The sequence below is a fragment of the Nocardia sp. XZ_19_385 genome (genome assembly GCF_015355755.1).
GTDB lineage: Bacteria > Actinomycetota > Actinomycetes > Mycobacteriales > Mycobacteriaceae > Nocardia.
Genome location: NZ_JACVEE010000002.1, coordinates 182,452 through 208,783 on the forward strand (window position 1 = coordinate 182,452; position 26,332 = coordinate 208,783).

26 protein-coding genes and 1 pseudogene are annotated in these 26,332 nt (G+C 68.2%); 18 read left to right on the plus strand and 9 right to left on the minus strand.

All coding sequences use genetic code 11. The features are described 5' to 3' along the window. Positions 1–6: 6 nt before the first annotated feature. From IBX22_RS13630 to IBX22_RS13645, 4 genes and pseudogenes are all read right to left on the minus strand, one after another. A complete protein-coding gene (locus IBX22_RS13630; RefSeq protein ID WP_194815954.1) occupies positions 7–1,386 on the minus strand; it encodes a DUF1731 domain-containing protein in 1,380 nt (459 codons plus the stop codon). Between the two features lie 81 nt (positions 1,387–1,467). Then, positions 1,468–2,160: pseudogene (locus tag IBX22_RS13635) on the minus strand (M23 family metallopeptidase); the annotation flags it as partial. A gap of 273 nt (positions 2,161–2,433) precedes the next feature. Beyond that, the gene (locus IBX22_RS13640; RefSeq protein ID WP_194815955.1) at positions 2,434–4,056 is read right to left on the minus strand and encodes an acyl-CoA dehydrogenase family protein; all 1,623 of its coding nucleotides are present in this window, start codon (positions 4,054–4,056) and stop codon (positions 2,434–2,436) included. Positions 4,057–4,065: 9 nt separating this feature from the next. Beyond that, positions 4,066–4,662 carry a TetR/AcrR family transcriptional regulator gene (locus tag IBX22_RS13645; RefSeq protein WP_194815956.1) on the minus strand — a complete coding sequence of 199 codons (597 nt, stop codon included), beginning with the start codon at positions 4,660–4,662 and terminating at the stop codon, positions 4,066–4,068. A 90-nt stretch (positions 4,663–4,752) separates the two neighbouring features. On the opposite strand from IBX22_RS13645, the gene IBX22_RS13650 reads away from it, so the two are divergent. Together IBX22_RS13650 and IBX22_RS13655 are read left to right on the plus strand one after the other, a co-directional pair. Continuing rightward, a complete protein-coding gene (locus tag IBX22_RS13650) occupies positions 4,753–5,517 on the plus strand; it encodes a crotonase/enoyl-CoA hydratase family protein (protein ID WP_194815957.1) in 765 nt (254 codons plus the stop codon). Continuing rightward, positions 5,517–6,752, plus strand: a complete 1,236-nt coding sequence (locus IBX22_RS13655) for a hypothetical protein (protein WP_194815958.1) — start codon at positions 5,517–5,519, stop codon at positions 6,750–6,752. Before IBX22_RS13650 ends, IBX22_RS13655 begins: the two co-directional genes overlap by 1 nt. A gap of 80 nt (positions 6,753–6,832) precedes the next feature. On the opposite strand, the gene IBX22_RS13660 is transcribed toward IBX22_RS13655, so the two are convergent. Further along, on the minus strand, positions 6,833–7,528 hold the full coding sequence (locus tag IBX22_RS13660) for a pyridoxamine 5'-phosphate oxidase family protein (RefSeq protein ID WP_194815959.1): 696 nt from the start codon (positions 7,526–7,528) through the stop codon (positions 6,833–6,835). A gap of 80 nt (positions 7,529–7,608) precedes the next feature. Here IBX22_RS13660 and IBX22_RS13665 point away from each other — a divergent pair, with 80 nt between their 5' ends. The 3 genes from IBX22_RS13665 (at position 7,609) to IBX22_RS13675 (ending at position 9,603) form a co-directional block, all read left to right on the plus strand. Further along, entirely contained in the window at positions 7,609–9,066 is a 1,458-nt protein-coding gene (locus IBX22_RS13665) for a PLP-dependent aminotransferase family protein (protein WP_194815960.1), read from the plus strand. Between the two features lie 87 nt (positions 9,067–9,153). After that, entirely contained in the window at positions 9,154–9,399 is a 246-nt protein-coding gene (locus tag IBX22_RS13670) for a DUF2630 family protein (RefSeq protein ID WP_194815961.1), read from the plus strand. A 42-nt stretch (positions 9,400–9,441) separates the two neighbouring features. Continuing rightward, on the plus strand, positions 9,442–9,603 hold the full coding sequence (locus tag IBX22_RS13675) for a hypothetical protein (RefSeq protein ID WP_194815962.1): 162 nt from the start codon (positions 9,442–9,444) through the stop codon (positions 9,601–9,603). A gap of 186 nt (positions 9,604–9,789) precedes the next feature. Here the strand turns inward: IBX22_RS13675 and IBX22_RS13680 are convergent, their stop codons facing one another. Continuing rightward, positions 9,790–11,184, minus strand: coding sequence for a lipase family protein (locus IBX22_RS13680; RefSeq protein ID WP_228538809.1), 1,395 nt, complete (start codon positions 11,182–11,184; stop codon positions 9,790–9,792). 174 nt (positions 11,185–11,358) lie between these two features. On the opposite strand from IBX22_RS13680, the gene IBX22_RS13685 reads away from it, so the two are divergent. Together IBX22_RS13685 and IBX22_RS13690 are read left to right on the plus strand one after the other, a co-directional pair. Then, positions 11,359–12,564 (plus strand): CdaR family transcriptional regulator, encoded by a 1,206-nt coding sequence (locus IBX22_RS13685; protein ID WP_194815963.1) that lies wholly within the window; start codon positions 11,359–11,361, stop codon positions 12,562–12,564. Between the two features lie 77 nt (positions 12,565–12,641). Then, on the plus strand, positions 12,642–14,153 hold the full coding sequence (locus tag IBX22_RS13690; protein WP_194815964.1) for a carboxylesterase/lipase family protein: 1,512 nt from the start codon (positions 12,642–12,644) through the stop codon (positions 14,151–14,153). Here the strand turns inward: IBX22_RS13690 and IBX22_RS13695 are convergent. Further along, positions 14,146–15,015: an Fpg/Nei family DNA glycosylase gene (locus IBX22_RS13695; protein ID WP_194815965.1), complete on the minus strand. Its 870-nt coding sequence runs from the start codon at positions 15,013–15,015 to the stop codon at positions 14,146–14,148. The genes IBX22_RS13690 and IBX22_RS13695 overlap by 8 nt on opposite strands. A 41-nt stretch (positions 15,016–15,056) precedes the next feature. Beyond that, positions 15,057–15,791 carry a precorrin-6A synthase (deacetylating) gene (gene cobF / locus IBX22_RS13700; RefSeq protein ID WP_194817665.1) on the minus strand — a complete coding sequence of 245 codons (735 nt, stop codon included), beginning with the start codon at positions 15,789–15,791 and terminating at the stop codon, positions 15,057–15,059. Positions 15,792–15,836: 45 nt separating this feature from the next. On the opposite strand from cobF, the gene IBX22_RS13705 reads away from it, so the two are divergent. The 8 genes from IBX22_RS13705 to IBX22_RS13740 all read left to right on the plus strand — a co-directional run bounded on the left by IBX22_RS13705 (position 15,837) and on the right by IBX22_RS13740 (position 22,424). After that, the gene (locus tag IBX22_RS13705) at positions 15,837–16,640 is read left to right on the plus strand and encodes a thymidylate synthase (RefSeq protein ID WP_194815966.1); all 804 of its coding nucleotides are present in this window, start codon (positions 15,837–15,839) and stop codon (positions 16,638–16,640) included. Then, the gene (locus IBX22_RS13710; protein WP_194815967.1) at positions 16,637–17,122 is read left to right on the plus strand and encodes a dihydrofolate reductase; all 486 of its coding nucleotides are present in this window, start codon (positions 16,637–16,639) and stop codon (positions 17,120–17,122) included. The genes IBX22_RS13705 and IBX22_RS13710 overlap by 4 nt, the downstream gene beginning before the upstream one ends. A gap of 99 nt (positions 17,123–17,221) precedes the next feature. Further along, positions 17,222–17,548, plus strand: a complete 327-nt coding sequence (locus tag IBX22_RS13715; RefSeq protein WP_194815968.1) for a cupin domain-containing protein — start codon at positions 17,222–17,224, stop codon at positions 17,546–17,548. Positions 17,549–17,598: 50 nt separating this feature from the next. Further along, the gene (locus tag IBX22_RS13720) at positions 17,599–18,633 is read left to right on the plus strand and encodes a Dyp-type peroxidase (protein WP_194815969.1); all 1,035 of its coding nucleotides are present in this window, start codon (positions 17,599–17,601) and stop codon (positions 18,631–18,633) included. After that, on the plus strand, positions 18,630–19,430 hold the full coding sequence (locus IBX22_RS13725) for a family 1 encapsulin nanocompartment shell protein (RefSeq protein ID WP_194815970.1): 801 nt from the start codon (positions 18,630–18,632) through the stop codon (positions 19,428–19,430). Before IBX22_RS13720 ends, IBX22_RS13725 begins: the two co-directional genes overlap by 4 nt. Positions 19,431–19,496: 66 nt before the next feature. After that, on the plus strand, positions 19,497–20,021 hold the full coding sequence (locus IBX22_RS13730; protein ID WP_194815971.1) for a hypothetical protein: 525 nt from the start codon (positions 19,497–19,499) through the stop codon (positions 20,019–20,021). A 63-nt stretch (positions 20,022–20,084) separates the two neighbouring features. Further along, positions 20,085–21,485 carry a TerD family protein gene (locus IBX22_RS13735; protein ID WP_194817666.1) on the plus strand — a complete coding sequence of 467 codons (1,401 nt, stop codon included), beginning with the start codon at positions 20,085–20,087 and terminating at the stop codon, positions 21,483–21,485. Between the two features lie 39 nt (positions 21,486–21,524). Next, positions 21,525–22,424 (plus strand): phosphotransferase, encoded by a 900-nt coding sequence (locus tag IBX22_RS13740; RefSeq protein ID WP_194815972.1) that lies wholly within the window; start codon positions 21,525–21,527, stop codon positions 22,422–22,424. Between the two features lies 1 nt (position 22,425). Here IBX22_RS13740 and IBX22_RS13745 read toward each other — a convergent pair whose 3' ends face one another. Next, on the minus strand, positions 22,426–23,085 hold the full coding sequence (locus IBX22_RS13745) for a TetR/AcrR family transcriptional regulator (protein WP_194815973.1): 660 nt from the start codon (positions 23,083–23,085) through the stop codon (positions 22,426–22,428). 196 nt (positions 23,086–23,281) lie between these two features. Between IBX22_RS13745 and IBX22_RS13750 the strand changes: the two genes are divergently transcribed. The 3 genes from IBX22_RS13750 to IBX22_RS13760 are packed head-to-tail and all read left to right on the plus strand — an operon-like array spanning position 23,282 to position 26,240. Then, entirely contained in the window at positions 23,282–24,829 is a 1,548-nt protein-coding gene (locus tag IBX22_RS13750) for an amino acid permease (RefSeq protein ID WP_194815974.1), read from the plus strand. 41 nt (positions 24,830–24,870) lie between these two features. After that, complete coding sequence (locus tag IBX22_RS13755) at positions 24,871–25,623, plus strand: DUF1989 domain-containing protein (protein WP_194815975.1); 753 nt, start codon at positions 24,871–24,873, stop codon at positions 25,621–25,623. Continuing rightward, positions 25,620–26,240 (plus strand): urea amidolyase associated protein UAAP2, encoded by a 621-nt coding sequence (locus IBX22_RS13760; protein ID WP_194815976.1) that lies wholly within the window; start codon positions 25,620–25,622, stop codon positions 26,238–26,240. The genes IBX22_RS13755 and IBX22_RS13760 overlap by 4 nt, the downstream gene beginning before the upstream one ends. Positions 26,241–26,332: the final 92 nt, after the last annotated feature.

Below are 26,332 nucleotides of genomic sequence, written 5' to 3' on the forward strand. Positions count from 1 at the left end.
ATCTGCTCAGCGCGGCAAGAGGTCCGTCAATGCCTCGTCGAGGGTTGGGAACTTGTAGGTGAAGCCTGCCTCGCGGAGAACCTGTGAGGTGGCGTGGCGGCCGGTCAGTCCGAGGGCTGCGTCGCTACGCAGCAGGACCGCGCCGAGGGCGAGCACGGCGGCCGGGGTGGGTGGGGCCGGTGGGCGGTGCAGTTGCCTGCGCAGGGTGGCCATCAGGTCGCGGTTGCGGACCGGGAAATCGGTGGCGGCGACCAGGATTCCGTTCGGGAGGGTGAGGTCCGGGTCGAGGCCGATGGTGGCGCGGACGATGGTCAGCCAGTCTTCGACGTGGATCCAGCTGAACCATTGTTCGCCGCTGCCGACGCGGCCGCCGAGTCCGGCTCTGGTGAGTTGGGCGAGGCGTTTCAGGGCCGGGGCTTGGGGGTCGAGCACGATGGAGGTGCGCAAGATGGTCCAGTGTTCGGCATTCGCGCCTTCGAAGGCCCGCTCCCACGGTTCGGCTACGCCCGTCATCTGTGGCAGGCCGACCGGCAGCGGAGTTGTTTCGGTGCAGCGGGTTTCGCCTGCGTCCGACCAGATTGCGGTGGTGCTGGCCTGGAGCCAGTAGTCGATCCCTTTCGGGAGGGTCGCCACGGCGGCCACCAGGGCTGCGGTGGAATCGACTCGGCTGCTGCGGAGTTCGGCGATATTGCGCTCGGTCGGACGACAGTCGACGAGCTTGCCCGCGAGGTTGATCAGGGCCGTGGGGCCCGGATTGCGCAGTGCGGCAACCCAATCACCGAGTGTGCGACCGTCCCACTCCACTTGCTCGAACGGCAGTCCGGCGTCACGCCGACGGGTAAGGATGACCGCGCGATGGCCCCGGCAGGTCAGGTCGGCGGCGATCTGCTTGCCCAATGCGCCGGTGCCACCGGCGATTACGGTGGTCAGCCCGCTTTCCGCGGGCGCGAGACCGGCCAGCTGCGCCAAGCGGGCGAAGCACACCCGCGCGTCGCGCTCCAGCAAGGTACCGACTACCGCCCGAGCTGCCAGTGCGGAGGGGCCACTGAAGGTCAGCTCCTGCGCGATTTCGGCACCGCCGTCGCAGGGGATCACCGTCCAGGTGATCCGCATCGTCCCAACGGGTTCCGGCTGCTCCAGGGTCAACGACCGGCCCGGTGTCACGGCGGTGATCGTGAACGGCTTCGCGAACCGCCCGTGGACCAGCTCGTTGGCCCGTCCGCGCGGCAGGTAAGCGCCCGTGGTTCCGACCGCGACCGGTCCGTCCAGTCGGACCGAAACGACACCCGGATTCCACTCCGGCCAACGTCCGAGCTCCCCCACCACGTCCCATACGGCCTCGGTCGGCAGGGCGATGAACTGCGTGTACGTCGTTGTACTAGCCATAACCCGACGGTAGACCGCTAGGGCACGACCAGCGTGGAAACCGTGCGCCGGATCACCGGGTGCGCTGGATCACGGGCGGGCTCAGTCACGTTCCGGCCCGAGTCCGATGCCGCGGGTGGCCAGCCACGGAAGCGGGTCGATGCGCTCGGTGCCGTGCAGCCAGACCTCGAAATGGCAGTGCGGGCCCGTGGATTCGCCGCGATTGCCGACCGTCGCGATTTCGTCGCCCGCGACGACTTGCTGGCCGACGGTGACCAGCGCGGTATTGATGTGGCCGTAGACGGTGACCGTGCCGTCGTCGCCGAGCACCCGGACCCACATGCCGAAGCCGTCCGCCGGGCCCGCGCTGATGACGGTGCCGTCCTCGACCGCGAAGATGGGCGTGCCGATGGGGGCGGCCACGTCGACGCCGGCGTGCAGCACGCCCCAGCGCTGGCCGTAGCCGGAGGAGAAGACGCCGGTGGTGAACTTCGTGAACAGCGGACGCAGGGCGGCGTCGTGTTCGGCCCGCAGATGCTCGGCGAATTTCTCACCGTTGTGCAGGACCTCGCTGAACTGGCCGAGCTCGGTCGGGGTCGCTTCGTCGAGCAGCTGCGGTTCGGCGCTGGGCTCGACCACACGGGGCTGACCCATTGCCTGGTATTGCACTGTGTCGGCGGGCTTTTCGAGGTCACGCCAGAGATGACCGGCCGAGACGACAGCGCCCGCCGCCATCGCGACGGCCACCGCCCGGCCGCGCAGCCCATGCGGTGGCGGCGGCATCCGATGGGCACCGCGCCTGCCCGAATACGGCTGGTAGCTGGAGGATCGCTCCCATTCGTCGAACCACTCCGGATGCGGGCCGTTGCCGCGGGTGCGCCGACCTTTCCCGTGGCGGCTCACAACAGCGCTCCCACCCTGCCGACAGAATGTCCGAAATGCGAAGAATCCCCAGCTAATTCACCACTGTCCGCACACATCGAGCTCTGTCGTCCTCCGGGTCGCGACGGCTTGCCTAGGTCCTTAGCCAACCGAAGGTAACGAACTGATTGCCGCCCCGCAACTCACCTAGGCGACGTAGGCCCGTTCGAGAATGGACGCGGTGTCGACGCCGGACGGCAAGGTGCCGAACGCGATACCCCAGTCACCACCCAGGCGCGAAGCGCAGAAAGCGTCGGCGACAGCGGAGTGGCCGTGCCGGACGAGTTGCGCGCCTTGCAGAACCAGCGCCATGAGTTCCACGACCCGGCGCGCGCGGTACTCGATGTCGGAGAGATCGGACAGTTCCTTGCCGAGCCGGGCGATCCCGTCGTCGAGGTGCGGATTCGCGCCCTTGGCGAGGGTGACCTCATTGAAGTACGCCTCGACCGATTCCGGCTGCCGCCCCATGGCGCGCAAGGCATCCAGGGCCGCGACATTGCCGGACCCTTCCCAGATCGACATGAGCGGAGCCTCGCGATAGAGGCGCGGCATGCCGGATTCCTCGGCATATCCGTTGCCGCCGAAGCATTCCAGCGCCTCGGCCGCGTGCGCCGGAGCGCGCTTGCAGACCCAGTACTTGGTGACCGCCAAGGCGATTCGGCGCAGCGCCGCCTCGGCGGGATCGGTGCCGGCGCGGTCGGTGGCGCCGGCCAGTCGCATCATCACCGTGGTGGCGGCGTCGGATTCGATCACCAAGTCGGCCAGCACATTGCGCATGGCGGGCTGGTCGATCAGCTTGGTGCCGAACACTTCCCGGTGCCGGGCGTGGTGCACGGCCAGCACCGCGCCGGTGCGCATGCCGGTCGCCGAGCCGATCACACAGTCCAGGCGGGTCATGTTCACCATCTCGATAATGGTCTTCACGCCCGCGCCCTCCGCGCCGACCAGCCAGCCGGTGGCGTTCTCGTATTCGATCTCCGAGGAGGCGTTGGACTTGTTGCCCAGCTTGTCCTTGAGCCGTTGGATACGAATGGGATTGCGCGTGCCGTCGGGCAGCACGCGGGGCAACAGGAAGCAGGACAGGCCGCCCGGCGCCTGCGCCAGGGTGAGGAACATGTCGGACATGGGCGCGGAGGTGAACCACTTGTGGCCGACGAGGCGGTAGCTGCCGTCGGGCTGCGGTGTGGCGGTGGTGGTGTTGGCGCGGACGTCGGAGCCGCCCTGCTTCTCCGTCATCGACATACCCGCGATGAGCCCGGCCTTTGTGGAGGGTTCGCGCAGGCCGAAATCGTATGTGCGCGAGGCGAGTAGCGGCTCGAACTTCGCGGCGAGCTCCGGATTGTGGCGCAGCGCCGGAACAATGGCGTAGGTCATCGAGATCGGGCACATGTGCCCGGCCTCCGCAGCGCCCCAGGTGTAGAACTTCGCCGCCCGGGCGACGTGCGCGCCCGGCCGGTCGTCGATCCACGGGGAGCCGTGCAGGCCATGGGCGACAGCAACATTCATCAGGTCGTGCCAGGCCGGATGGAACTCGACCTCGTCGATGCGGTGACCGTAGCGGTCGTGGGTGCGCAGCACCGGCGGGTACTCGTTGGCCAGCCGGCCCCACTCCTGGACCTCGGCCGAGCCCGCGCGCACGCCGAGTTCGCGCACCTCCGGCTCGGCCCAGCCCGCACCCTCCCGGTGCAGACCCGCCAGCAGCGCCGGGTTCCGCGACACGTCGAACGGGGTGATGTCGGGAACTTGGTTGAAGACTTCATGTGTCGGCATCGACAGCTCCTACCGGGTTGCGCCGAGGGCGCGCATCGCGAATGAGACGAGTTCTGGGACAATGGATTCGCCGTGCGGGGCGTGGGCCAGCGGACCGACCAACACCTCACCGATCGCACCGACCAGGGCGGCGGCGCTGGTGCGGGCGTCCTGCGGCGGCAGCTCGCCCCGCGAGACACCTTCGGTGACAGCGAATTCGAAGGCTTCGGCGAAGGCGCGGCGGAAGTGCAGGCGCTCGATATCGACCACGGCGTCGACCGGTTCGACGAGCAGCACGTAGGCGAGTTTCGGGTTCTTCAATGCCCGGCCGGCGAAGGTTTCCACCGCGGTGGCGACCCGTTCGGTCGCACTGCCCACCGACGCCGCCGCACGCACCGCTTCGACCTCGTGGGCGACCACCCGGCGAAACACCGCGGTCACCAGTTCGGTCTTGCCTTCGTAGTGCTTGTAGACGGTGCCGGTCGCCACCCCGGCCTCGTTCGCGACCGCCGCCATGGACAGCCCCGCGAACCCGTCCCGCGACAGCACCCGGGTCGCGGCCTGCACGATGAGTGCGGCCTGCGCGTCGAGTCTGGCCTGCATGGCCGGGGTTCTGCGGTACACCACGCAAGAAGTGAAACATGGATTCACTTCTTCACACAAGGCGCGTCAGGTCGTAGGGTCGGGGGAACGCAGTGTGGCGAAAGGTTGGCAGTAATGAGTGTGCGAGTCGAACACAACGGACCGGTGACCACGGTGATCCTGCACCGGCCCGAGGCGCGCAACGCGGTCGACGGGCCGACGGCCGCGGCGCTGGCCGAGGCGTTCCGCGCCTTCGACGCCGACCCCGGCGCGGCCGTCGCGGTGCTGTGGGGCGAGGGCGGCACTTTCTGCGCGGGCGCGGATCTGAAAGCGCTGGGCTCCGAACGCTCCAACCACGCTGCCGAGGACGGCGACGGGCCGATGGGGCCGACCCGGATGAAGTTGTCCAAGCCGGTGATCGCCGCCGTTTCCGGGTATGCGGTCGCGGGCGGGCTGGAGCTCGCGCTGTGGTGCGACCTGCGAGTTGCCGATCAGGACAGCACCTTCGGCGTGTTCTGCCGCCGCTGGGGTGTGCCGTTGATCGACGGCGGCACCATCCGCCTGCCCCGCATCATCGGCCACGGGCGCGCCATGGACATGGTGCTCACCGGCCGCGCCGTCGGTGCGCCGGAGGCCTTGCAGATGGGCCTGGTGAACCGGGTGGTGCCCGCCGGTGAAGCGCGCCGGGCGGCCGAACAACTCGCCGCAGAGCTCGCCGTGCTCCCCCAGACGTGTCTGCGCTCGGACCGCATGTCGATGCTGGAACAGGACGGTCTCGACGAGGAAGCCGCGCTGCGCAACGAATTCCAGCACGGGCTGAAGGCCCTTATGGACGGCGCGCTGGAGGGAGCGGCGCGGTTCGCCGGGGGCGAAGGACGACACGGGGCTCCGCGCCCCTGATGGATCGCCTCAGCGTCGTCGACGAGATCTTCCTCCGCACCCATCGCGGCCTCGGAACTCCCATTGCGCTGCAGGGGTTGTGGCGGACGGCGGATCGTGTCGAACCGACGATGCTCGAACAGGTCCACCGCGCGCTCAGCGCAGGACAGCTGGGGCGCAGGGTAATTCGGGCGCGGGTGCCGGGCGCACGACGCGCCTGGCAATCGACCCGCCGCGCGCATCCCCTGGACTACGCGTCCAGCCCGATTCCCGTTGCCGGGCTGCTGAATTGGGCCGACGCTCAGGGGGACGACCTCGATCCGGAGTTCGGGCCCGGCTGGCGATTGTCGGCGGTGCCGCTCGACGACGGCGGAACGGTGGTGTCCCTGACCTGTTCGCATGCGCTTGCCGACGGACGGGGACTGGTGCACGCGGCGGACGCCGCCCTCGCGAGCCCGGAAGCAACGGTGGATTCCCCAAGCCGCGGCTCGGACTGGCTGGATGCGCGACGCCAGTGGTCGATCGTCATCCGGGGCACCGCTCGCGCACTGCGCCGCGGTATCCCGGAGCGGTCCGCCACCCTCGATCCAGGTCGCACACTTACCGCCGACCCCCGCAGCGCGATCCTGCGATGTCCCACCAGCGAATGGGACCGGATCGCGGCCGAACAAGGCGGCACCGCGAACAGCCTCTTCATCTGGCTGGTCGCAAACCTGCTGTGGAACAGCGGGTTTCCGCGCGACGAGCTCGAAGCGAGTCTGCCCGTCGACACCCGCGACGAACCCCGGGCCGACAACGATCTCGCCATGACCTCGATCAGCATCACCCGCACCGACAACCCGGCAACGATCCGCGAAAAGGCCCGGGCAGCTTACGAACACCGCATGTCCAGCCCCGGCGGCATGCCCGAGGAAATCCTCCAGGTAATCCCCGACCGCTGGGCCCACACCCTCACCAGGGGCGCCGGCGAACGAGACATCCTCTGCTCCAACATCGGCCCCCTCCCCGCCACCCTCGACACCCTCGGCCCCCACAAATGCACCGGCGTCGCCGCTCGCGCCATCCACCCAGGACTGCAACACCTTCCGCGCACCCGCCTGTCCGGCTACCTGTGCCGAATCGGCGATTACTACACCCTGTCCCTGGTCTCCCTGGACCCAGCAATCGGGTCGGCCTCTGCTCTCGGCGAACTCATCGACGCCTTTGCCGATACCGTGCGCATTCCGTTGTCGCACTGGTCATCTCCGGGATTCTGAAGCCCTCCGCGTCAGATCGAATAGCCAAAGCCTGTGGTGCCCTTCAGCAGGCGCTCGAAGGCGACGGGATCCGCGTGGGCTTACACGGGGACGGAGGTTTGCGCGTCCGAGACGCGGTTCAGAACCGTTGTAGGGGTTTCGATTCCGGGCTCGAGGTCGGGTGAGTCGATCGGGGTGCCCCAGACTTGTTGCAGGGGAAGGACGCCCGCCCAGACACCGCCGTTGGTGATGTCGGCTTGGTCGTCGCCGGGGCCGCCGGTGCGGATTTTGACGGAGGCTTCGGTGAGGTCGAGGGCGAGGACGATGGTGGCGGCCAATTCCTTCCTGGAGGGTTGGCGGACGCGGTCCCAGGAGCCGGGGGCGGCGTGTTCGACGATCACCCGCAGGGCGCGCAGGCGTTCGCCGGGGTCGGTGACCTCGACCGCGCGGCCGCGGACGACGGCGGAGCGGTAGTTCATCGAGAAGTGCATGGCGGAGCGGGCGTAGACCAAACCGTCGACATGGGTGACGGCCAGGGAGATGTCACCCGCGAGGGCGGCGCGCATGTTGCCGGCGCCGGTCGAGCCGTGCAGGTAGATGGTGTTGCCGTCGCGGCCGTAGACGGTCGGCAGGACGACGGGGCTGCCGCCGAGGACGACGCCGAGGTGGCAGACGAGGCCCGCGTCCAGGACGGCATCCAGGTCGGCCCGGTCGGTGCGGGCGCGATCCTTGAGGCGGGTCACGGTGCTGCGCGGGGTCGGCGAGAGGGGCGTCCGGGTGCTGGCTGTCGTGCTCATATGACAAGCTTGCGAGAAGAAGTGGCATTGGTGAATAGCCAATTTGCAGGAATTGCAGAAGGCCAATTAGGAGGCAGCCGGTGCTGGAGGAACTACCTCTCGTGCTCGACCGGGATGCCGCGGACCCTTTGTCGGTGCAGGTCGCCGACGGTTTACGGGAGGCGGCGACCAGCGGTGTGCTGCGGGCCGACGATCGGCTGCCCTCGTCGCGGGCGCTCGCGCAGCAGCTCGGGGTGAGCCGGACGGTGGTGGCCGCCGCCTACGACCAGCTGCATGCCGAGGGGTGGCTGATCGGCAAGCCGGGGTCGGGGACCTATCTGACGACCGCGCCCGCCGCGACGCCCGCCCGGCCCGCGCCGGTGGCCGGTCCGGGCGAGGCCGCCGAGCTGCTCGACCTGTTCCCCGGGGCTCCGTGCATCGAAGCCCTGGATCAGAGTGCGTGGCGGCGGGCCTGGCGGGCAGCGGCGGACTACTCCGCTGTGGCCCGCAAGGACCGGGCGGGTGAACCGGAGTACCGGGATGCCGTTGTCGAACACCTGCTGCGGCATCGCGGATTGCAGGCCGGCGGCGACACGATGGTGCTGTCCACGGCCGGAACCAGCTCGGCGGTCAGCGAATTCGCGAATGCCGCACTGCGGCCCGGCGATGTGGTCGCGATGGAGGATCCCGGATATCAGCGCGCGATGGGCGCCTTCCTCGCTGCGGGGATATCGGTGCATCCGGCGCCCTGCGACGCCGACGGACTGCGGGTCGACCTGATTCCGGACGGGGTCCAGGCGGTGTATTGCACTCCGGCGCACCAATTTCCACTCGGCGCGCGGATGCCCGCAGGCCGCCGGGTGGAGCTCGTCGAATTCGCCCGCCGCACCGGCATACCCATCATCGAGGATGACTACGACGGCGAATTGCGTTACGACACCGCACCTTTGCCGCTTTTGGCCGCGATGGCGCCGGATGTGGTGATCCACTTGGGCACCACCAGCAAGATCCTCTCCCCGGCACTCGGTGTCGGCTGGCTCGTCGCCGCGCCCGCCGTCGTGAACTCCGTACTCATCTATCGGGAACGCACGGGGTCGGGCCCGAGCCCGGCCGGACAGCACGTCTTCACCGAACTCGCGCGGCACGGCGACCTGGCCCGGCATCTGCGCCGCCTGCGCCGCACCCTTCCTCCCCGCCGGGAACTCCTGGTCAGCGCGCTGCGCCGCCGCGGTCTGGAAGTCCTCGGCGACGATGCGGGGTCGCACGTGGTGGTGCCGCTGCCCTCAGCCGCCGCAGAGGATCGCGCCGTCGCCGAAGGCCGCGCCCATGGCGTCGCCCTCGATGGCCTCGCGCGCCACCACTTGGCCGCCCAGGACGACCCGTACCCCCGGATGCCGTTCTCCCCCAACAGAAGTCATCTGCCACCCGCCCTCGGTCGACACACTTTCGGCATCATCCTCGGCTACGCGGCACTCCCGATGGCTGACCTCAGCACCGCTGTCCCGATCGCCGCCGATTGCCTTGCTCGCGTCGCGGCGGCAGCACACGCCGGTACGTGACCCGATACCGCTGCGACGCGCGGGTGAGGTCAGCAACACGTGTGTGGTCCCGCCGGCAACCCCGCGAGCGGGCATAGCATGGTCGGCATGACCGAACAGGATGTCCTGGCTCGAATCAAGCAACTGGTCGACGCGGAGCACGAGCTGCGCGCCAAGGCGGCGGCCCACGAGGTCGACCCGGTGACCGAGCGGAAGCAGTTGGCTGAGCTGGAGGTTTTGCTCGACCAGTGCTGGGATCTGCTCCGGCACCGCCGGGCCCGGATCGATGCGGGCGGCTCCCCCGACGACGCGCAGATCAACACGGTCGGCCAGGTCGAGGGCTATCTCCAGTAGATCGGCCGGTTTCCCGATCGATCCGCGGGGTAGTTCGCCGGAATGAGCAATCCAGAGCCGAAGACCACCGACACCGGCAACGGCACCGACAAGGCCGACGACGACGTGCAGAGCGACCCGGCCAAGGGCTCCGACGACCGCAGCGACTGGGCCGACGAGGGCGGCGCCACCCCGAGCGGCCCCGCCGGCGATCAGGACCAGTGACCAGCCGCGACCCACAACGTGACCAGCCGGCGGGCAGACACGCGGGCGAAACGGCCCCGCTCTCCCGCAACATAGCCGAGGGATCCGGCGAGCCCGCCTGCATGCTGAACGAGGTGTGCCCGGCATGCGGACGGGTGATCTCCGATATCCACTCCGTCGCTTGCGCGGAGTGCTCTTAGCGCACTGCTATCGGTTGGCCCCGATAGCCTGGCCGACGATGGCCTGGAGGGCGGTCGGGACCAGCTCGCTGAGGCCCTGACTGAATTCGGGATCGGTGACGATGGTGGTGGGGCTGGTGATCGCGCAGCCCGGTTCGGCGGGGACGCCGTTGAGGCGGTCACGGAGCCAGTGGAACGCGCCCGGGAGATGGGTCAGGACGCCGGAGATGTGTTCTGCCAGGAGTTCTCGGACGTAGGTGACGCTGGGAGCGCCCTCCGCGCAGTACTTGTTCACCAGGCGGTCGACGCCTGCGCCGGGCAGGATCTCGTCGTTTTGGGCATGGTAGATGTACACCGGGGCGGACGGGGTGCGCTGTCCGAGTGAGTTCTCGGCGATGATCCTTTGCACCACAGGGTGACTCAGTGGGTCGCCACCGCGGAATGCGGCGAAGAAGTCGTAGAAGGGCACGATGGCGGTGCCCATGGGATGACAGAGAATGTATTTGCTGCCGATCAGCAACTGGCCGAGCGGGTCTACATTCTCGCGGATCAGCTGACGGAACTCCGGGTACTCGTTGGCCATCCCAGCCAAGACACCGGTCAGCAGCCCGGTGTAGAGGCCGCGATTGTTGTGCCGCAAGGCTTCCGCGTAGTCCGCGGCCGCGACGCCACCTGCCGCGATGCCCACGATATTGAGCTCCGGCGCGTAATCCTGGGCGATCTCCGCGGCGAACGAACTGGGCACGGTGCCACCCGAATATCCCCACAGCGCCGTTGGGGTTTCCACCCCCGACAGTTGCGCGGGCTCGAAACTCTGTACCGCGCGAATACCGTCGAGCGTGGTCTGCGCGTTGAGCTTCGAGGTGCCGTACGAGGAATTCGGACCTTCGTAATCGGGCAGTGCGACGGTCCAGCCCTGGCCGATGCCCGCGGCGATGGGGATGAGAACTTCCGCCGCGTTCACGTAATCGGCCGGAATCGATCCGGCTTGAATGACATAGGACGGGGCGCAATACTGCGCGGCGCTATCTTCGGCGATCTGATACGACAGCAATTTCCGCCCACCGTCGGGACGCGCGCCCCGCGGTTTCAGCACCGTCGTCACGGTGGCGATGGCCTCGCCGAAGCTGTTGGTGGTGCGGTACAGCAGCTGCCAGGCATCCACGTTCAGGTGCGCGATACCGAAGAACGCGGGCGCGATCGCCCGCACCCGCAGCACCTGTCCGGGTGCCGCCGCGGCGACGATTCCCGCAGGTGGAGCATAGAATTCGTCGAGTTCGGGCGGCAGCGTGAGCGCGGGCACCGGCTCGATCCGGATACCGGACGTGTCGGCGGCGGCGGTGAGCTGGGCCGACATCGACACCAGGATTCCTGCGGCCGTCGCGACGGCGGCGAGGCGAATACCACCCCATCGTGCTCTCATCGAATTTCTCTTTCCTGTGCACAGCGCTGGACCGCTACACCGTCCCAGACACGAGTGCCGCAGGTCACCGTTCGTACGACAAGGATTCGAGTGCCGAGTTTGTGCATTCGACGGGATCGACCCGTTCTCATCCGGCTATTGCGCGACGATGTTTGTCTGTGCGAACAATGTCGGATGACATCGCCACCGGAATCCGCCATCGGCGCAGAGTTCGCCGACTTCCTGCGGACCCTGCTGCCCGAGATGGTCCGGGAAACCCTGTCCGGGGTTTTCCGCCAGGTCCCCGACTATCAGGATCTGCCCGCGGACCTGATCGGCATCGAATTGCCGCAGGCCACCGAGGCGAATCTGCGCCTGTTCCTGAACTCGGTGATCGAGGGGCGGGTACCGCGCGAGGAGGACGTCACCGAGCTGATCGAGATCGCGGTGCACCGGGCCCGGGCGGGGGTGCCGCTGGACACGGTGCTGTCGGTCTATCACCACGGTGCCGCGGCTGCTTGGAATTCGGTTGCCGCCCTGGCGAATACGCCCGAACAACGCGATCAGCTCCTGGCCTTGGTGCCGTATGTGCTGGGCTATCTCGGCGCGGTGACGCCCGGTGTGGCGGGTGCCTATCTGCGCGAACGCCAAGACCTGCACTGGGAGCAACGCGAGGCCAAACGTGCTGTCGCGCAGGCGCTCGTGCACGGCAAGCCCGCCGACCTGCTGGCGGAGCGGTTCGGAATCTTCCTCGATGGCGGCTTCCAGGTGCTGGTGTTCCGGCTCGCCGAACCGGAAGGCAAGCCGACCGGGGCCGGGCGTCCGGTACTGCGACTCGCGCACACCGAGATCGAAGCGCTGTCACCGCGCGCGTTGAGCACCATGGAACGCTCCGGTGGCGTGGTGCTCATTCCCGCCGCCGATGCCGAAACCCCGGGCAAGCTGGATACTTTCGTCGCCCGGATGGCGACGGGCACGGGCCTGCGCACCGTCGCGGGTCATGCGGTCGCGGCGAGCCCGGCGCAGGTCTGCGCGGCCGCCGAGGAAGCCGGCGAGATCGTCCGGCTGGCCGACCGCCTGCACCGGCCCACCGGGGTCTATCGCATGGCGGACCTGGCCCTGCAGTACCAGCTGGCCCGCCCCGGTCCCGCCCGGTCCTGGCTGCTGTCGCTCCTGGATCCGCTGGCCGAGCACCAGCATCTCCTCGATACCTTGCGCGCCCTGATGCGGCACGGATACAACCGGCAGGAGGCGGCGGATTCGCTGGTGGTGCACCGCAATACGCTCAACTATCGGCTCAACCGGATCAGCACCCTCACCGGCTACGATCCGGGCCGCCCGGACCACGCGCAGCTGTTCGCCGCAGCCCTGACGGCCAGCGATATCGACGCCTCCGAGTAGCCGCCGCCTGACACGGTGGAACACAATCTGATTACTTCTGTCTGGGCCAGAGTGCCCCAGGCCGATACCATCTACTGATGGTGGCAACGACCGATATCGAGACCGCTGAGGGAATTGTGCGGGGTCGGCGCGGCCGCCGTGTTCTGCGCTGGCGGGCCCTGCCCTACGCCGCACCGCCGGTGGGCGAGTGGCGTTTTCGAGCGCCACAACCGGTGCAGCCGTGGACCGGCGTGCGGGATGCGACGGAATTCGGCTTCGCCGCCATGCAGCATCGGGCGGGCGCGCGCATCGGCCCGCGCCAATACCAGCCGACCAGCGAAGACTCGCTGACGCTGAATGTCACCGCGCCCGTGGCGTCTTCGTCGAAGCCGCGTCCGGTCATGGTGTTCATCCACGGCGGCGGATACCTGATGGGCACCTCGGCGCTGGGCTTGTATTCCGGTGCGCGCCTGGCACTGCGCGGCGATGTGATCGTGGTGTCGATCAACTATCGACTAGGCGCGTTCGGATATGTCGACTTCAGCGAGTTCGCCACGGCCGAACGGCCTTTCGAGTCGAACCTCGGACTCCGCGATCAGGTCGCCGCGCTGCAGTGGGTGCGGCGCAATATCGCGGCCTTCGGCGGCGATCCGGAGAACGTCACCGTCTTCGGCGAATCCGCGGGCGCCCATGCGGTACTCGCCCTGTTCGCCACTCCGGCCGCGAAAGGCCTGTTCCACCGCGGTATTTCGCAGAGTCCGCCCGCTGACTGGGCGATGACCGCCGAGGACGCGCGCGCCTTCGCCCGGCGCTGCCTGAGCGCGCTGGGCGCCGATCCCGCCGACGCCGTCCGGGCCCTGAACGAGTCCTCCGCGAACGACATCCGAAAGGCGGTCGCCCGCGTCATCGGGCAGGTACTGCAGGAGCACCCCGGATTGTTCGCCGCGTCCCCGGTCATCGACGGAGACTTCCTGCCCCAGTCGCCGATCGACGCGTTCGCCGACGGCACCGCGCACCGGCTGCCGCTCATCATCGGCACCTGTCGCGACGAGGGCACGCTGTTCGCGCGATTCGCCGACGGCCTGCCCACTACCCCGAAGCGATTGCACGCCGTGTTCACGCGCGCGGGCGACGATGTCGAATCCCGCGTCACCGCAGCGTATCCGGGCTATCCACAGGACCGGGTGGCCGTGCGAATGGGCGGCGACTACGTCTTCTGGCGGCCCTCGGTCACCGTCATGGAGTCCCACAGCCAATACGCGCCCACCTACGCCTACCGCTACGATTTCGCGCCGCGCGCACTGCAACTCGCAAAAGTCGGCGCTACGCACGCCACCGACCTGATCCCGGTATTCGGCGCCACCGACGGCCCCATCGGACGAGCCTTCACCGCAACGGGCGGCCGGCACGGATTGCAGGCGGTGACCCGCCAATTCCAGGACAACTGGCTGGCATTCGCTCGCACCGGAGCACCGCTGCCCTCTTGGCCCGCCTACACCGAAGAGCGCCGCACCACGCTGATCATCGATGATCCGACCCGCCTGGAGCACGATCCGGAGCAGGCGAAACGCATCGCCTGGCAGGGGATTCGTGCGTCGACACTCACTTGAGCAAGCGGGACATGCGGCGGTCGGCGAGGACCTTGCCGCCGGTCTGACAGGTAGGGCAGTACTGAAAGGACCGTTCCGCGTAGGAGACTTCGCGGACGGTGTCGCCACAGACCGGGCACGGCAGACCGGTACGAGCGTGAACTCGCATGCCGGAACGCTTTTCGCCCTTCAAGCGCGCCGCGGCCTGGCCCACGGAGCGCTCGACCGCATCGGTGAGCACCCCCCGCATGGCGGCGTACAGCTCCGAAACCTTCTGGGCAGGCATGGTTTTGGTGCTGGCGAACGGTGACACCTTGGCGGTGTGCAGGATCTCGTCGGAATAGGCGTTGCCGATCCCGGCGATCAAGGTCTGGTCGACGATGGCCGTCTTGATCCGCTGCGACGCTCCGCGCAGGATCTCGGTGAACTGTTCCTCGGTGACCTCGAGCGCGTCCGGCCCGAGCCGCGCGATGCCGGGCACCAGCTTCGGATCCTCGACGATGTAGACCGCCAGCCGCTTCTTGGTCCCCGCCTCGGTCAGGTCGAAGGCCGGGGTCGCGCCTTCGGGGTCGAAGAAGTGCACCCGCAACGCCAGCGGGCTCTTCCCGCCCGGCTTCGGCGGCGTCTGACTCGGCTCGTCGAGCCAGCGCAGCCAGCCGCCCCGGGACAGGTGCGTGATCAACCACAGGCCGCCGCAATCCATCCCCAGGAACTTCCCCCAGCGGCCCGCGCCGGTGACATCGCGCCCCGACAGCGCCGTCACGGGCGGGTCGAAGGTCTTCACCGCACTCAGCGCCGCCACATCGACACGCCCCACCACCGCGCCGACCGCATGCTCCCGCAGGAACTGCGCCAACGCCTCTACTTCCGGCAGTTCGGGCACGTGTCACAGGTTACCCGGAGGCACCGACAAAGGCCTGGTGATCAGCCTCGCCGCAGCTGGTAGACGTCCATGATCCAGCCCTTTTCGGCGCGCAGCCGGGTGCGGGTGGCCACGATCTCCCGCTCGACCGACCGCAGCTGGCCCTCGATCAGGATCTCGTCGGGCATCCCCAGGTACGCGCCCCACCAGATGTGGATGTCGTCGCCGGGCACCTCGGTGAACGAGCACTCGCCGTCGAGCATGACCACCGCGGAACTGCCGAGACCTTCCTCGCGCAGCCGCCGGCCGGTGGTGATGTGGACCGGTTCGCCGATGCGATGCAGCACCACGCGGTGCCGGGCGGCGAGAGCCTGCACGCTCGTGACGCCCGGGATCACCTCGTAGTCGAAGGAGCCGCCACCCGCCAGCACCCGCTCCACCATGCGCAACGTGCTGTCGTAGAGCGACGGGTCACCCCACACGAGCAGGCCGCCGACGCCCTCGACCTGGTCGAAGGCCGCCCGGAGCAGGGCGGCGCGGCGGTCGTGCCAATCTTCGACCACCCCTTGGTAATCGGCGGGCGTGCGGTCGCGCGGCGGGTCCGGGATTTCCACGATCCGGTACGGGCGATCCATATGCTCGGACAGGATCGCGGTGCGCACGTCGAGCAGTTCCTGCTTCTCCGCGCCCTTACCGATGACGAAGAACACCTCGACCTGGCGCATGGCCTTGATGGCCTGCACGGTTACCTGGTCGGGGTCGCCCGCACCGATGCCGATCACGTAGAGCTTGCGCATGTGCGGAGAGCTTTCCATGTGGCCCGCCCACTAAGCTCGTCACCCGTGGCGACCACCGATACGCAGTACGAGGATCTGCTCCGGCTGGTGCTGGAGTCCGGGACCGCGAAGGCGGACCGCACCGGGACCGGCACCCGCAGCGTGTTCGGACACCAGTTGCGATATGACCTGTCGCAAGGATTCCCGCTGGTCACCACCAAGAAAGTGCATCTGAAGTCGATCGTCTACGAGTTGCTGTGGTTCCTGCGCGGCGACTCCAACGTGGGCTGGCTGCGCGAGCACGGCGTCTCGATCTGGGACGAGTGGGCGGACGCGGACGGCGAGCTCGGCCCGGTCTACGGCGTGCAGTGGCGCTCCTGGCCGACACCGGACGGCGGCCACATCGACCAGATCAGCCAGGTCGTCGAGACCCTGCGCGGCAACCCGGATTCGCGCCGCATCATCGTCTCCGCGTGGAACGTGGCCGAGCTGGACCAGATGGCGCTGGCCCCGTGCCACGCGTTCTTCCAGTTCTATGTCGCCGACGGGAAGCTGTCCTGCCAGCTGTATCAGCGCAGCGCCGACCTGTTCCTCGGGGTCCCGTTCAATATCGCCAGCTACGCGCTGCTGACCCACATGGTCGCCCAGCAGACCGGCCTCGGGCTCGGCGATTTCATCTGGACCGGCGGCGACTGCCACATCTACGACAACCACCTCGAGCAGGTCACCGAACAGCTCACCCGGCAGCCGTACCCGTTCCCGGCGCTGCGACTGAACCAGGCGCCGTCGCTGTTCGAGTACCGCTACGAGGACGTGGAAATCGTTGACTACCAGCACCATCCGGCGATCAAGGCGCCGGTGGCGGTGTGAGCGCGCGCAAGATCGGCCTGATCTGGGCGCAGACGCCCGACGGCGTCATCGGATTCGAGAACACCATCCCCTGGCGACTACCCGAGGACCTGACCAACTTCAAGGCCGTGACCTCGGGACATCCGGTCATCATGGGCCGGCGCACCTGGGATTCGCTGCCCGCGAAATTCCGCCCGCTGCCGGAACGCCGCAATATCGTGGTCACCCGGCAGGCCGACTGGTCGGCCGAAGGCGCCGAACGCGTCGAATCCGTCGACGCGGCACTGGCCGCGGCCGACGGTGACGTCTGGGTGATGGGCGGCGGCGAAATTTACCGCGCCACCATGGAATTCGCCACTGAACTGCTGGTCACCGAGGTGGACGTCAGAGTCGACGGCGATGCCTACGCCCCGGAGATCGGCCCCGAATGGCAAGCGGCGCCGGAGCCTTGGCGAGAATCATCGAACGGTCTGCGGTTCCGGATCGTGCGCTACACCCGCTGACCGGCCCCACTCAAACCCGGCCCGCGACAATCGCCGGTCGGGCATACTCCTGATATGCCAGCCCAGCACCGATGAAGTGATGCGAAAGGCAATCTCTCTATGGAAAAGAAATCGCTGACAGCGGTCGCCCGCCAACAGCTCAAGTTGGCCGCTACCGCCACCAGCGGGCGCAGTTCGCAAACCATCTTCGGCGGACATGCCGCCTCGCTCCGGCAGACGGTGGTCGGCCTGTCGGCGGGCCAGAGCCTGGCCGAACACGACAATGCGGGCGACGCAACACTCCTGGTCCTCAGCGGCACCCTGACCCTGATCAGTGGTGGCAACGAGTGGAAAGGTTCGACCGGTGACCTGCTGGTCGTGCCCAAGGCCAGGCACAGTGTCAAAGCCAACGAGGACGTTGCGTTCCTGCTCACAGTTGCCAAGTAAGGCCACGCTGAGCCGATGGGCGGTCGGTCCCGGCTACTAGGCTGTTGATCATGGGTGAGCCACAGCCGATCCTCGATCCACTCTCACCGAGCGCGATCTTTCTGGTCGTGACCATCGATGAGGGGGGCGAGTCGGCTGTGCGCGACCTTCTCGAGGACCTGTCAGGGCTCAAGCGCTCCGTCGGTTTCCGCGTGCCGGGTTCGGACCTGTCGATTGTCACCTCGATCGGCTCCGCCGCGTGGGACCGGCTCTTCAGCGGCTCCCGCCCGGCCGCGCTGCGGGAGTTCCCGGGTTACTTCGGGCCGAAGCATCAGGCCCCCGCGACGCCGGGCGACCTGCTGTTCCACATCAAGTCCCAAACCCCGGACGCCGCTTTCGAATTGGCGATGACGATCGGCGAGAAACTCGAGGGCGCGGGGACCGTCGTCGACGAGACCATCGGTTTCCGCTACTTCGAACAGCGGGACCTGCTGGGATTCGTGGACGGCACCGAGAACCCCGAGGGCCCGCTCGCCAAATCGGCCGCGCTGGTCGGGGACGAGGATCCCGAATTCGCCGGCGGCAGTTACGTTGTCGTGCAGAAGTACACGCACGATCTGACTGCCTGGCGCGCGCTGCCGGTCCCCGAGCAGGAGCGCGTGATCGGGCGCACCAAGCTCGAGGATTACGAGCTGTCCGACGCGGACAAGCCCGCCGATTCGCATGTGGCCGTGAACACCGTCACCGACCCCGAGACCGGCGCGGAACGCAAGATCCTGCGCGCCAATATGCCCTTCGGTAGCGTCAAGGAGGGCGAGTTCGGCACGTACTACATCGCCTACGCGGCCTCCCCCGATGTCACCGACAGCATGCTCGTCCGGATGTTCCTCGGCACCGAGGACGCTACCCACGATCGCATCCTTGATTTCTCCACAGCCATCACGGGTACTCAGTTCTTTACACCGTCCGCCGATTTCTTCGAGGACCTGCCCGAGCCCGCGGAAGCGCCCGGGGAATCGGCGGGCATCGATGTTCACAGCAATGGCAGTCAAAGCAATGGCAGCGGCTCACTCGGCATCGGCACATTGAAAAGGAGTAGGTCATGAATAACCTCCATCGCGGGCTGGCGCCGATCACTTCCGAGGCTTGGAAGGCGATCGAGGAAGAAGCCGGCCGCACCTTCAAGCGCCATATCGCGGGCCGCCGCGTGGTCGACCTGTCCGGCCCGCACGGCGAGGATTACAACGCCGTCGGTTTGGGCCGCACCGAGCCGATCAGCGCACCCGATACCGGCGTGCAGGCACGGCAGCGCCAGGTCGCGCCGCTGGTGGAGTTGCGAGTGCCGTTCACGCTGTCCCGCGTCGAACTCGACAACGTCGAGAAGGGCGCTCAGGACGCTGATCTGGACCCGGTGAAGGATGCCGCCCGCAAGATCGCCTTCGCCGAGGACCGCGCCATCTTCGAGGGCTACGCGGCGGCCGGGATCACCGGGGTGCGGGCGAGCTCGTCCAACGAGTCGATCAAGGTGCCGACGGACCCGAAGGATGTCCCCGAGGCCGTCACCCAGGCGCTGAGCGCGCTGCGGTTGGCCGGTGTCGACGGCCCGTATTCGGTATTGCTCAGCGCCGACCTGTTCACCGCGGTCAGCGAGACCTCCGATCACGGCCACCCCATCCGCACCCACATCGAACGCCTCATCCCCGACGGCGAGATCATCTGGGCCCCCGCCATCGACGGCGCCTTCGTGCTCACCACCCGCGGCGGCGATTTCGATCTGAACCTGGGCCAGGACCTGTCCATCGGCTACCTGGCGCACGACGCCGAGAACGTGCAGCTCTACTTCCAGGAGAGCCTGCAGTTCCTGGTCTACACCGGCGAAGCCGCGGTCGCACTGGAGGCCTGAGCTCGGCCAGGATTGACCTGCACCCCGCAGGCGGTAGCGTGAAGCCGCTGACGCAGGAGGTGGACGATGGTGCGCGCGGGTGTGGTGCCGGGGCGGCGAATCGCGCTGTATATCGGGATCGGGATGCTGGTGACCGCGGCGCTGTGCCTGCTGGTCGTGGCCGTGTTCGGGTCGTATCGGGTGTTCACCGGGGCGCTGGCCGGGGTGGTAGCCGGGGCCGCGGCGCTGGTGGCGTTGTTCGCCCGGGATGCGATCGTGCTGACCGAGAGCGCGATCTACCTGCGGAAACCATGGCACGAAACGACCATCGACTGGGATCGCGTGGTCGCTGGGCGGTTCACGCTCGACGACCGCGAGCGGTGGTCGCTGGCACTGGATCTGGCCGGGGGTGACGAACAGCACGGGGAGCTGGTGCTGCTGTCCATTCCGCCGGTGGCCGGGCCCGTGTCCGGCGCTTACGACCTGCGCAAACGCGAGCAGGTCAACGAGATCCGGGAGATCCTGCGGCGCAAGAAGATTCCGATCACCGTGCTTCCGGAGATCGCCGGGGCGCTCAGCACACACTGGAAGATCGCACCGCCGACACGGTGACCCGGCACCGCCGCATATGGGGTGACGGGCCGGGGCGGGTCCAGTAGTTTGAGTGCTGTGTCGATGATGAAGGGCGCCAACGTTCCGGTGCCGATGCCCGTGGTCCGCATCGAACTGGGGTGGCAATCGGGTCCCGGTGTTCCGGATGCGGATGCGTCCGCGCTCCTGCTGGTCGGGGGAAAGGTCCGCTCCGACAACGATTTCGTGTTCTACAACCAGCCGCAGCACAGCTCCGGCGCGGTGCGGCACGAGGGCAAGCAGCAGGGGCCCACGGTGCTGGACAACCTGTGGGTGAACCTCGGGCAGGTGGAACCGCAGATCGAGACCATCGTCATCGCGGCCTCGTCCGACGGCGGCACCTTCGGGCAGTTCCAGGGCCTGTACGTGCGGGTGCTCGACGCGAACAACGGCACCGAGGTGGCCCGGTTCGACAGCACCGGCGCCAGCACCGAGACGGCCTTCGTGCTCGGTGAGCTGTACCGCAGGCAGGGGGCCTGGAAGTTCCGCGCGGTCGGGCAGGGCTACGACTCCGGGCTCAGCGGATTGGCCACGGACTACGGCATTTCCGTCGACGACACGCCTGCTCCGCCACCGGCGCAACAGTATTCGCCGCCACCCGTGCCGCCGCAGCAGTACGCGCCGCCGCCGGCCCAGCAGCCGGTGCCGCCGCCGCAATACGCTCCGCCGCCACAGCAATTCGCGCCGCCCGCGCAGCCGTACGCGCCGCCCCCTCCGCCGCACCAGCAGCAGTTCGCGCCGCCCCCACCCCAGCATCAGCAGTTCGCGCCCCCGCCCCCGACGGGTGGTGCGCCGGTGAATCTGAGCAAGATCTCGCTCACCAAGGAAGCGCCGTCGGTCTCGCTGACCAAGTCGGGTGCGACCGGCGGCACCATGCGGGTCAACCTGAACTGGACCACCACCAAGCCCGCCCGCGGCGGCGGCCTGTTCGGACGCCGTTCCCGCGGCGGCAACGGCGGGCTCGACCTCGACCTGTGCTGCTTCTTCGAATTGGCCGACGGCCGCATCGGTTCCGTGCGCGCACTGGACCGCTCCTTCGGCGATCTGACCAACCCGCCCTACATCCGGCTGGACCAGGACGACCGCACCGGCGCCAGCACCACCGGCGAGAACCTCGACATCAACCTGGATTTCACCAGCCAGTTCCGCCGGATCCTGGTGTTCTCCTCGATCTACGAGGGCGCCAAGGACTTCCGCGGCGTGCACGCCACCGTCACGCTCTATCCGGTGAACTCCACGCCCATCGAGATGACACTCGACGGCTGCCAGGACGAGTCGCGGGACGCGGTGCTCGCGCACATCGAGAACATCAACGGCGAGTTCGTGGTCCGGCGCGAAGGCACGTTCATCCGGCCGCCCGCGGGCCAGCCGGGTGCGGGCGTCATGGAGATCGCGCGGATATACAACTGGGACTTCGGGTTCAAGGCGGGCCGCGGCAAGGGCTGAGACACGCCCCAGGACCTCGCCCGCCGTACCTCCGCCGCGGTGGACGCGGCGGTCGGCGCCGGGCGCGAGCTGGGACTGACCGTGTCCGATGCCACGGTGCTGCACGACGTCTTCTCCGTTGTCGTGCACCTTGCGCCGGCACCGGTCGTGGTCCGGGTTCCGACCATCCTGCCGCACTGCGAGAGCCTCGATGCCCTCGCGCACCGCCAGCGCGCGGAGCTGGACGTGACGCGATGGCTCGCCGCCCGGGGCACACCGGAGATCCCGCCCAGCCCGCTCGTGCCGCCGGAACCCGTTCAGCGCGACGGGTTCTCGATGACGTTCTGGCAGTTCGTCGCGGAGGATCGGGACCAGGAACCCGACTATGTGGCGAACTCCGAAAGCGTCGCCGACCTGCACGCGGCGCTGCGGGATTACCCGGGTCACCTGTCGTTTCTGTCGGCGGCCGATCCGCAGTTCGTCACCGAAGGCCTCACCCTGCTCGAAAAGCACCCCGATCTGGTCGATCCGGCCGACCTGGACCGCGCACAGCGCGAGTGGCGGCAGCTGGAACCTCTGGTGCGCTCGCGCGCGGCGTTCGAAGACGCCTTCCCGGGGATCGACCTCCAGCCCATCCACGGCGACTCGCCGACCGCGAACATCTTCTCCGGCATGGACGGTGACCTCTACTCCGACTTCGAGCTGATCACGCTGGGCCCGATCGAATGGGACCTGGCCGCGCTCGGGCCCGACCACGAGGCCGCCTACGACCGTGGTGCGAAGCGCAATGGCACCAGGCCCTTGAACGAGGAGGTGCTGCGCTTCGTGAACGCCGTGGGGATGCTGCGCATCATCGCCACCCTCACGCTCGCGCCGCAACTGCCCGTGCTGGTCGATTACCTGACACCGGCCCTCGACCTGTGGCGCGCGATGCCGTTCGCCGGCGGCATGGCCGACTGACTCAACCTGTGGCGAGGAGTTCGGTTGCCGTGCCGCGGATTTCGCCGAGATCTCCAGGCCAGCCGAGCATGCGCAACGCCGCGTCCGGGATGACGCTTTCCGCATAGCCCGGCGCGGCGCCCTCGTCGGAGCGGATGCTGATCACGGTTTCGACGAGCCGGAAGGGCAGTACCTCGGCGCCGCGCACACCTGCCGCTCCGGCCTCGGACAGCACGTCACGGGCGAAAGCCTCATAGTGCCCGCGTAATTCGTCGCGCCGCAGCCGGAACGCTTCGAAGCGTTCGGTGCGCAGGTCCGGCAGCAGGTACAGCGCGCCGAGATTCCAGCGCGCCGCGCAGAGCTGACGGACGTCGAACAGGGCGAGGGTATAGAGCCGGACCGGTGCGGGCTCGGCTGCCTTGCCCAGCCGCTGCGCGAGTTCCAGTGGCGCGGTGATGGTTTCGGCGAGTAGCGCGTCGAGAATGTCGTCTTTCGAGCCGAAGTGGTGGTAGAGCGACGCCTGCCGGATGCCGACCGCGTCGGCGACCGCCCGGGTCGAGGTATTCGCATAGCCCTTGGTGGTGAACAGTTCTCCGGCGGCGTCGAGGATCTCCGCGCGCGGCGTCTGCCCGCGCCGCGTGCGTTGCTCGAGCCGGGGACGCCCGGGACCAGGGTTTGTCACCTGCTCATTCTGGCATCGCACCGCAGGGCTCTCCTTCGGCCACTCGCCCGCGGTGAGGTTTCTGTCATTCGACAGAAATCGCGGCAACGCAGAAGTTACCGGCGTTCCCGGAAGCGATACACGCGCGACACCGAAAGCGCGATCGTGAACGGAAAACTGTCACTCGATAGATATTGGCCACACGCCGGAGGAACCCATGGCCACGACACTCACCCCACCATCCGATTCCGACAGCGCCGACCTGGCGGGCTTCGGCTATCAGCCGGTCCTGCACCGCAAGCTGGGCCGATACGCCTCGTTCGCGGCCGGGTTCTCCTTCGTCTCCATCCTGACCACGATCTTCCAGTTCTTCGGGCTCGGATACTCCTTCGGCGGCGGGGCCTTCTTCTGGACCTGGCCCATCGTGTTCGCCGGACAGTTCCTGGTGGCATTGAACTTCGCCGAACTCGCCGCGCACTACCCGATCTCGGGGTCCATCTACCAGTGGTCGCGCCGCCTGGCCGGCGACCTGGTCGGCTGGTTCGCGGGCTGGTCGATGATCATCGCGCAGATCGTCACCGCCGCGGCGGCCGCGATCGCACTCCAGGTGGTGCTGCCGGCGGTGTGGAGCGGATTCCAGCTGATCGGCGAGGATCCGGCGCTCACCTCGACCTCCGGCGCGGCCAACGCGGTGCTGCTCGGCAGTGTGCTGATGGCGCTGACCACGATCATCAACGTGATCGGGGTGGACGTCATGGCCCGGATCAACGCCATCGGCGTCACCATCGAAATCGTCGGCGTCGCCGCGGTGATCGGCCTGTTCTTCGCCGACGCCGAACGCGGTCCCGGCGTTGTGCTGAACACCGAGGCCGCCGCGCCCGGCGGGTACATGGCCGCGTTCCTGGTGTCGGGCCTGATGGCGGCGTACGTGATGCTCGGGTTCTCCTCCGCCGGGGAACTGGCCGAGGAAACCAAGAATCCGCGCAAGGTCGCCCCGCGCACCATCCTGGCCGCGCTGGCGGTCTCCGGTCTGGGCGGCGGGCTCATGCTGCTCGGCGCGCTGATGGCCGCGCCGAGCCTGACCGACGGCAACCTGGCCACCGGCGGCCTGGCCTACGTCATCACCGCCAAGCTGGCCAGCCCGGCGGGCACGGTGCTGCTGTGTGCGGTGGCGGTCGCGGTGTTCGTGTGCACGCTGGCCATTCAGACAGCCGGGTCGCGCCTGATGTTCTCCATGGCCCGGGACGGGAAACTTCCCTTCGCGCAGGCGCTTTCGAAGGTGCACCCGCGCTTCGGGACGCCGATCCTGCCCGCCGTGGTGTTCGGCGCGGCCGGCATCGCCCTGCTGGTGATCAACCTGGGCAACGCGGCGATCTTCGCGACGCTGGCCAGCGTCTGCATTGTCATGTTCTACATCGCCTACCTGCTGGTCACGGCGCCGATGCTGCGGCAGCGGCTGAGCGGCTGGCCGGGCGAGGTCTCCGAGGAAGGCCTGTTCTCGCTGGGGCGCTTCGGGCTCGCGGTGAATATCGGCGCGGTGGTGTGGGGTATCGCGATGGCCATCAACCTGGCCTGGCCGCGGCCGGAGATCTACACGCCGCAGGGTGGGGGCTGGTGGATGCTGTGGTCCGCGCCGCTGTTCGTGATCCTCAGTGCCGCAGTCGGATTCGTGGTCTACCGGTTTGTCGGCCGGAAGAGCCCGGCGGTCGGCGAACAGAACGCCCTGGCAGGGGACGCCCCGGAACCGGCACCCCAGCCCGCATAACTCCGTCGTCCAGTACAGCCGCCGCTGAAAGAGAGCGAATCATGACCGACCCGAGCACTTCTTCGACAGCAGGTGCCAGAGCCCACGCCCGCGCACAGGCAGCGGCGGCGAATTTCGTCGTGCCCGCGGTGGCTGATGTGGACGGCTCGAAAATGACCTGGGCCCAGCGGATTCCGGCGGGTGGGTACGCCAATGTGGTGCTCGGCCGAGGAACACGGATCCGGTTCAGCGATCCGGACGGCGCGGCCTGCGCACACCTGCTGCTGCTCCGGGCCGACGCCCCTTGGGAGCGGCTCAATGTCGCCGACACCGTGAAAGTGCCTTGGCAGGCGTATCTCTCGTCCGGGCATCCGCTGCTGTCGGATCAGGGCCGGGTGCTGGCAACCCTCGTCGCCGACAGCTCCGGGCATCACGACACGCTCTGTGGTCCGACCGCCGCCGGGCGAGACCTGTTGCGGCTGGCCGGGGTGAAGCAAGGTCTGGAGCCTCGGGATATCGCACCGACGGTGTCGTTCTTCCGTGGCGCCCGAGTGGAATCCGACGGTGCGCTGGTCGCCACCGGGAGCGGCGGCCCGGACGGTTCGGTCGATCTGCTCGTGCACCTGCCGGTGGTGCTGCTGGTCGCCAACGCACCGCACCCGCTGGATGACCGGCCCACCACCGACCTCGACATCGTCGCCTGGTCCGCGCCCGAAGAGCTCCTCGCGCTGACCAATTCGGATCCGGAATACCTCCGCGCCGTCGAGAACACCGAATCCGCCTGGACCGCTACGACTCTGGAGGCACACGCGTGAACGCCACCTCGGCTCGCACGATCGTCCTGGACGAAACCGTTCCCGCTTGCGCCCCATGGTCCACCGTCGTCGGCGCGGGCGAGGTGCTCGAAATCATCGACCTGCACGGCAATCAGGCGGTCGACTGCCTGCTCTACAACGCGGCCGACCCCACCGACCGCTACAGCGCGCAGGCCACCGTCACCGCGCAGCGCAATATCTTCCTCACCACCGGCAGTGTGCTGCTGACGGATTCGGGGACCGCCCTGATGACGGTGCTCGCGGACGAGGTCGGCAACCACGACACCATCGCCGGCGCCTGCTCCCAGGAATCCAACACCCTGCGCTACGGCCATCACACCCGCCACCAGCACGCCTGCGTGGAGAACTTCCTCGTCGAGGCAATGAAACATGGTCTGGGCAAACGAGATCTGGTCTCCAACATCAACTGGTTCATGAACGTGCCGGTGGAGCCGGACGGCACCCTCGGGATCGTCGACGGGTTGTCCGCCCCCGGAAAGAAGGTCACGCTGCGCGCGGAGACCGCCACGCTGGTGCTGGTCTCCAATTGCCCGCAGATCAACAACCCCTGCAACGGTTTCGACCCGACGCCGGTGCAGATGATGGTGTCGCGATGACCGCAACCGGTGTCGCTGTGAGCGGCGCAGCAGAGAGCCCAGGCCGCGATAGAGGACGCGAGGCTGACGTCGGCACCGAGATCCCGCGGCAG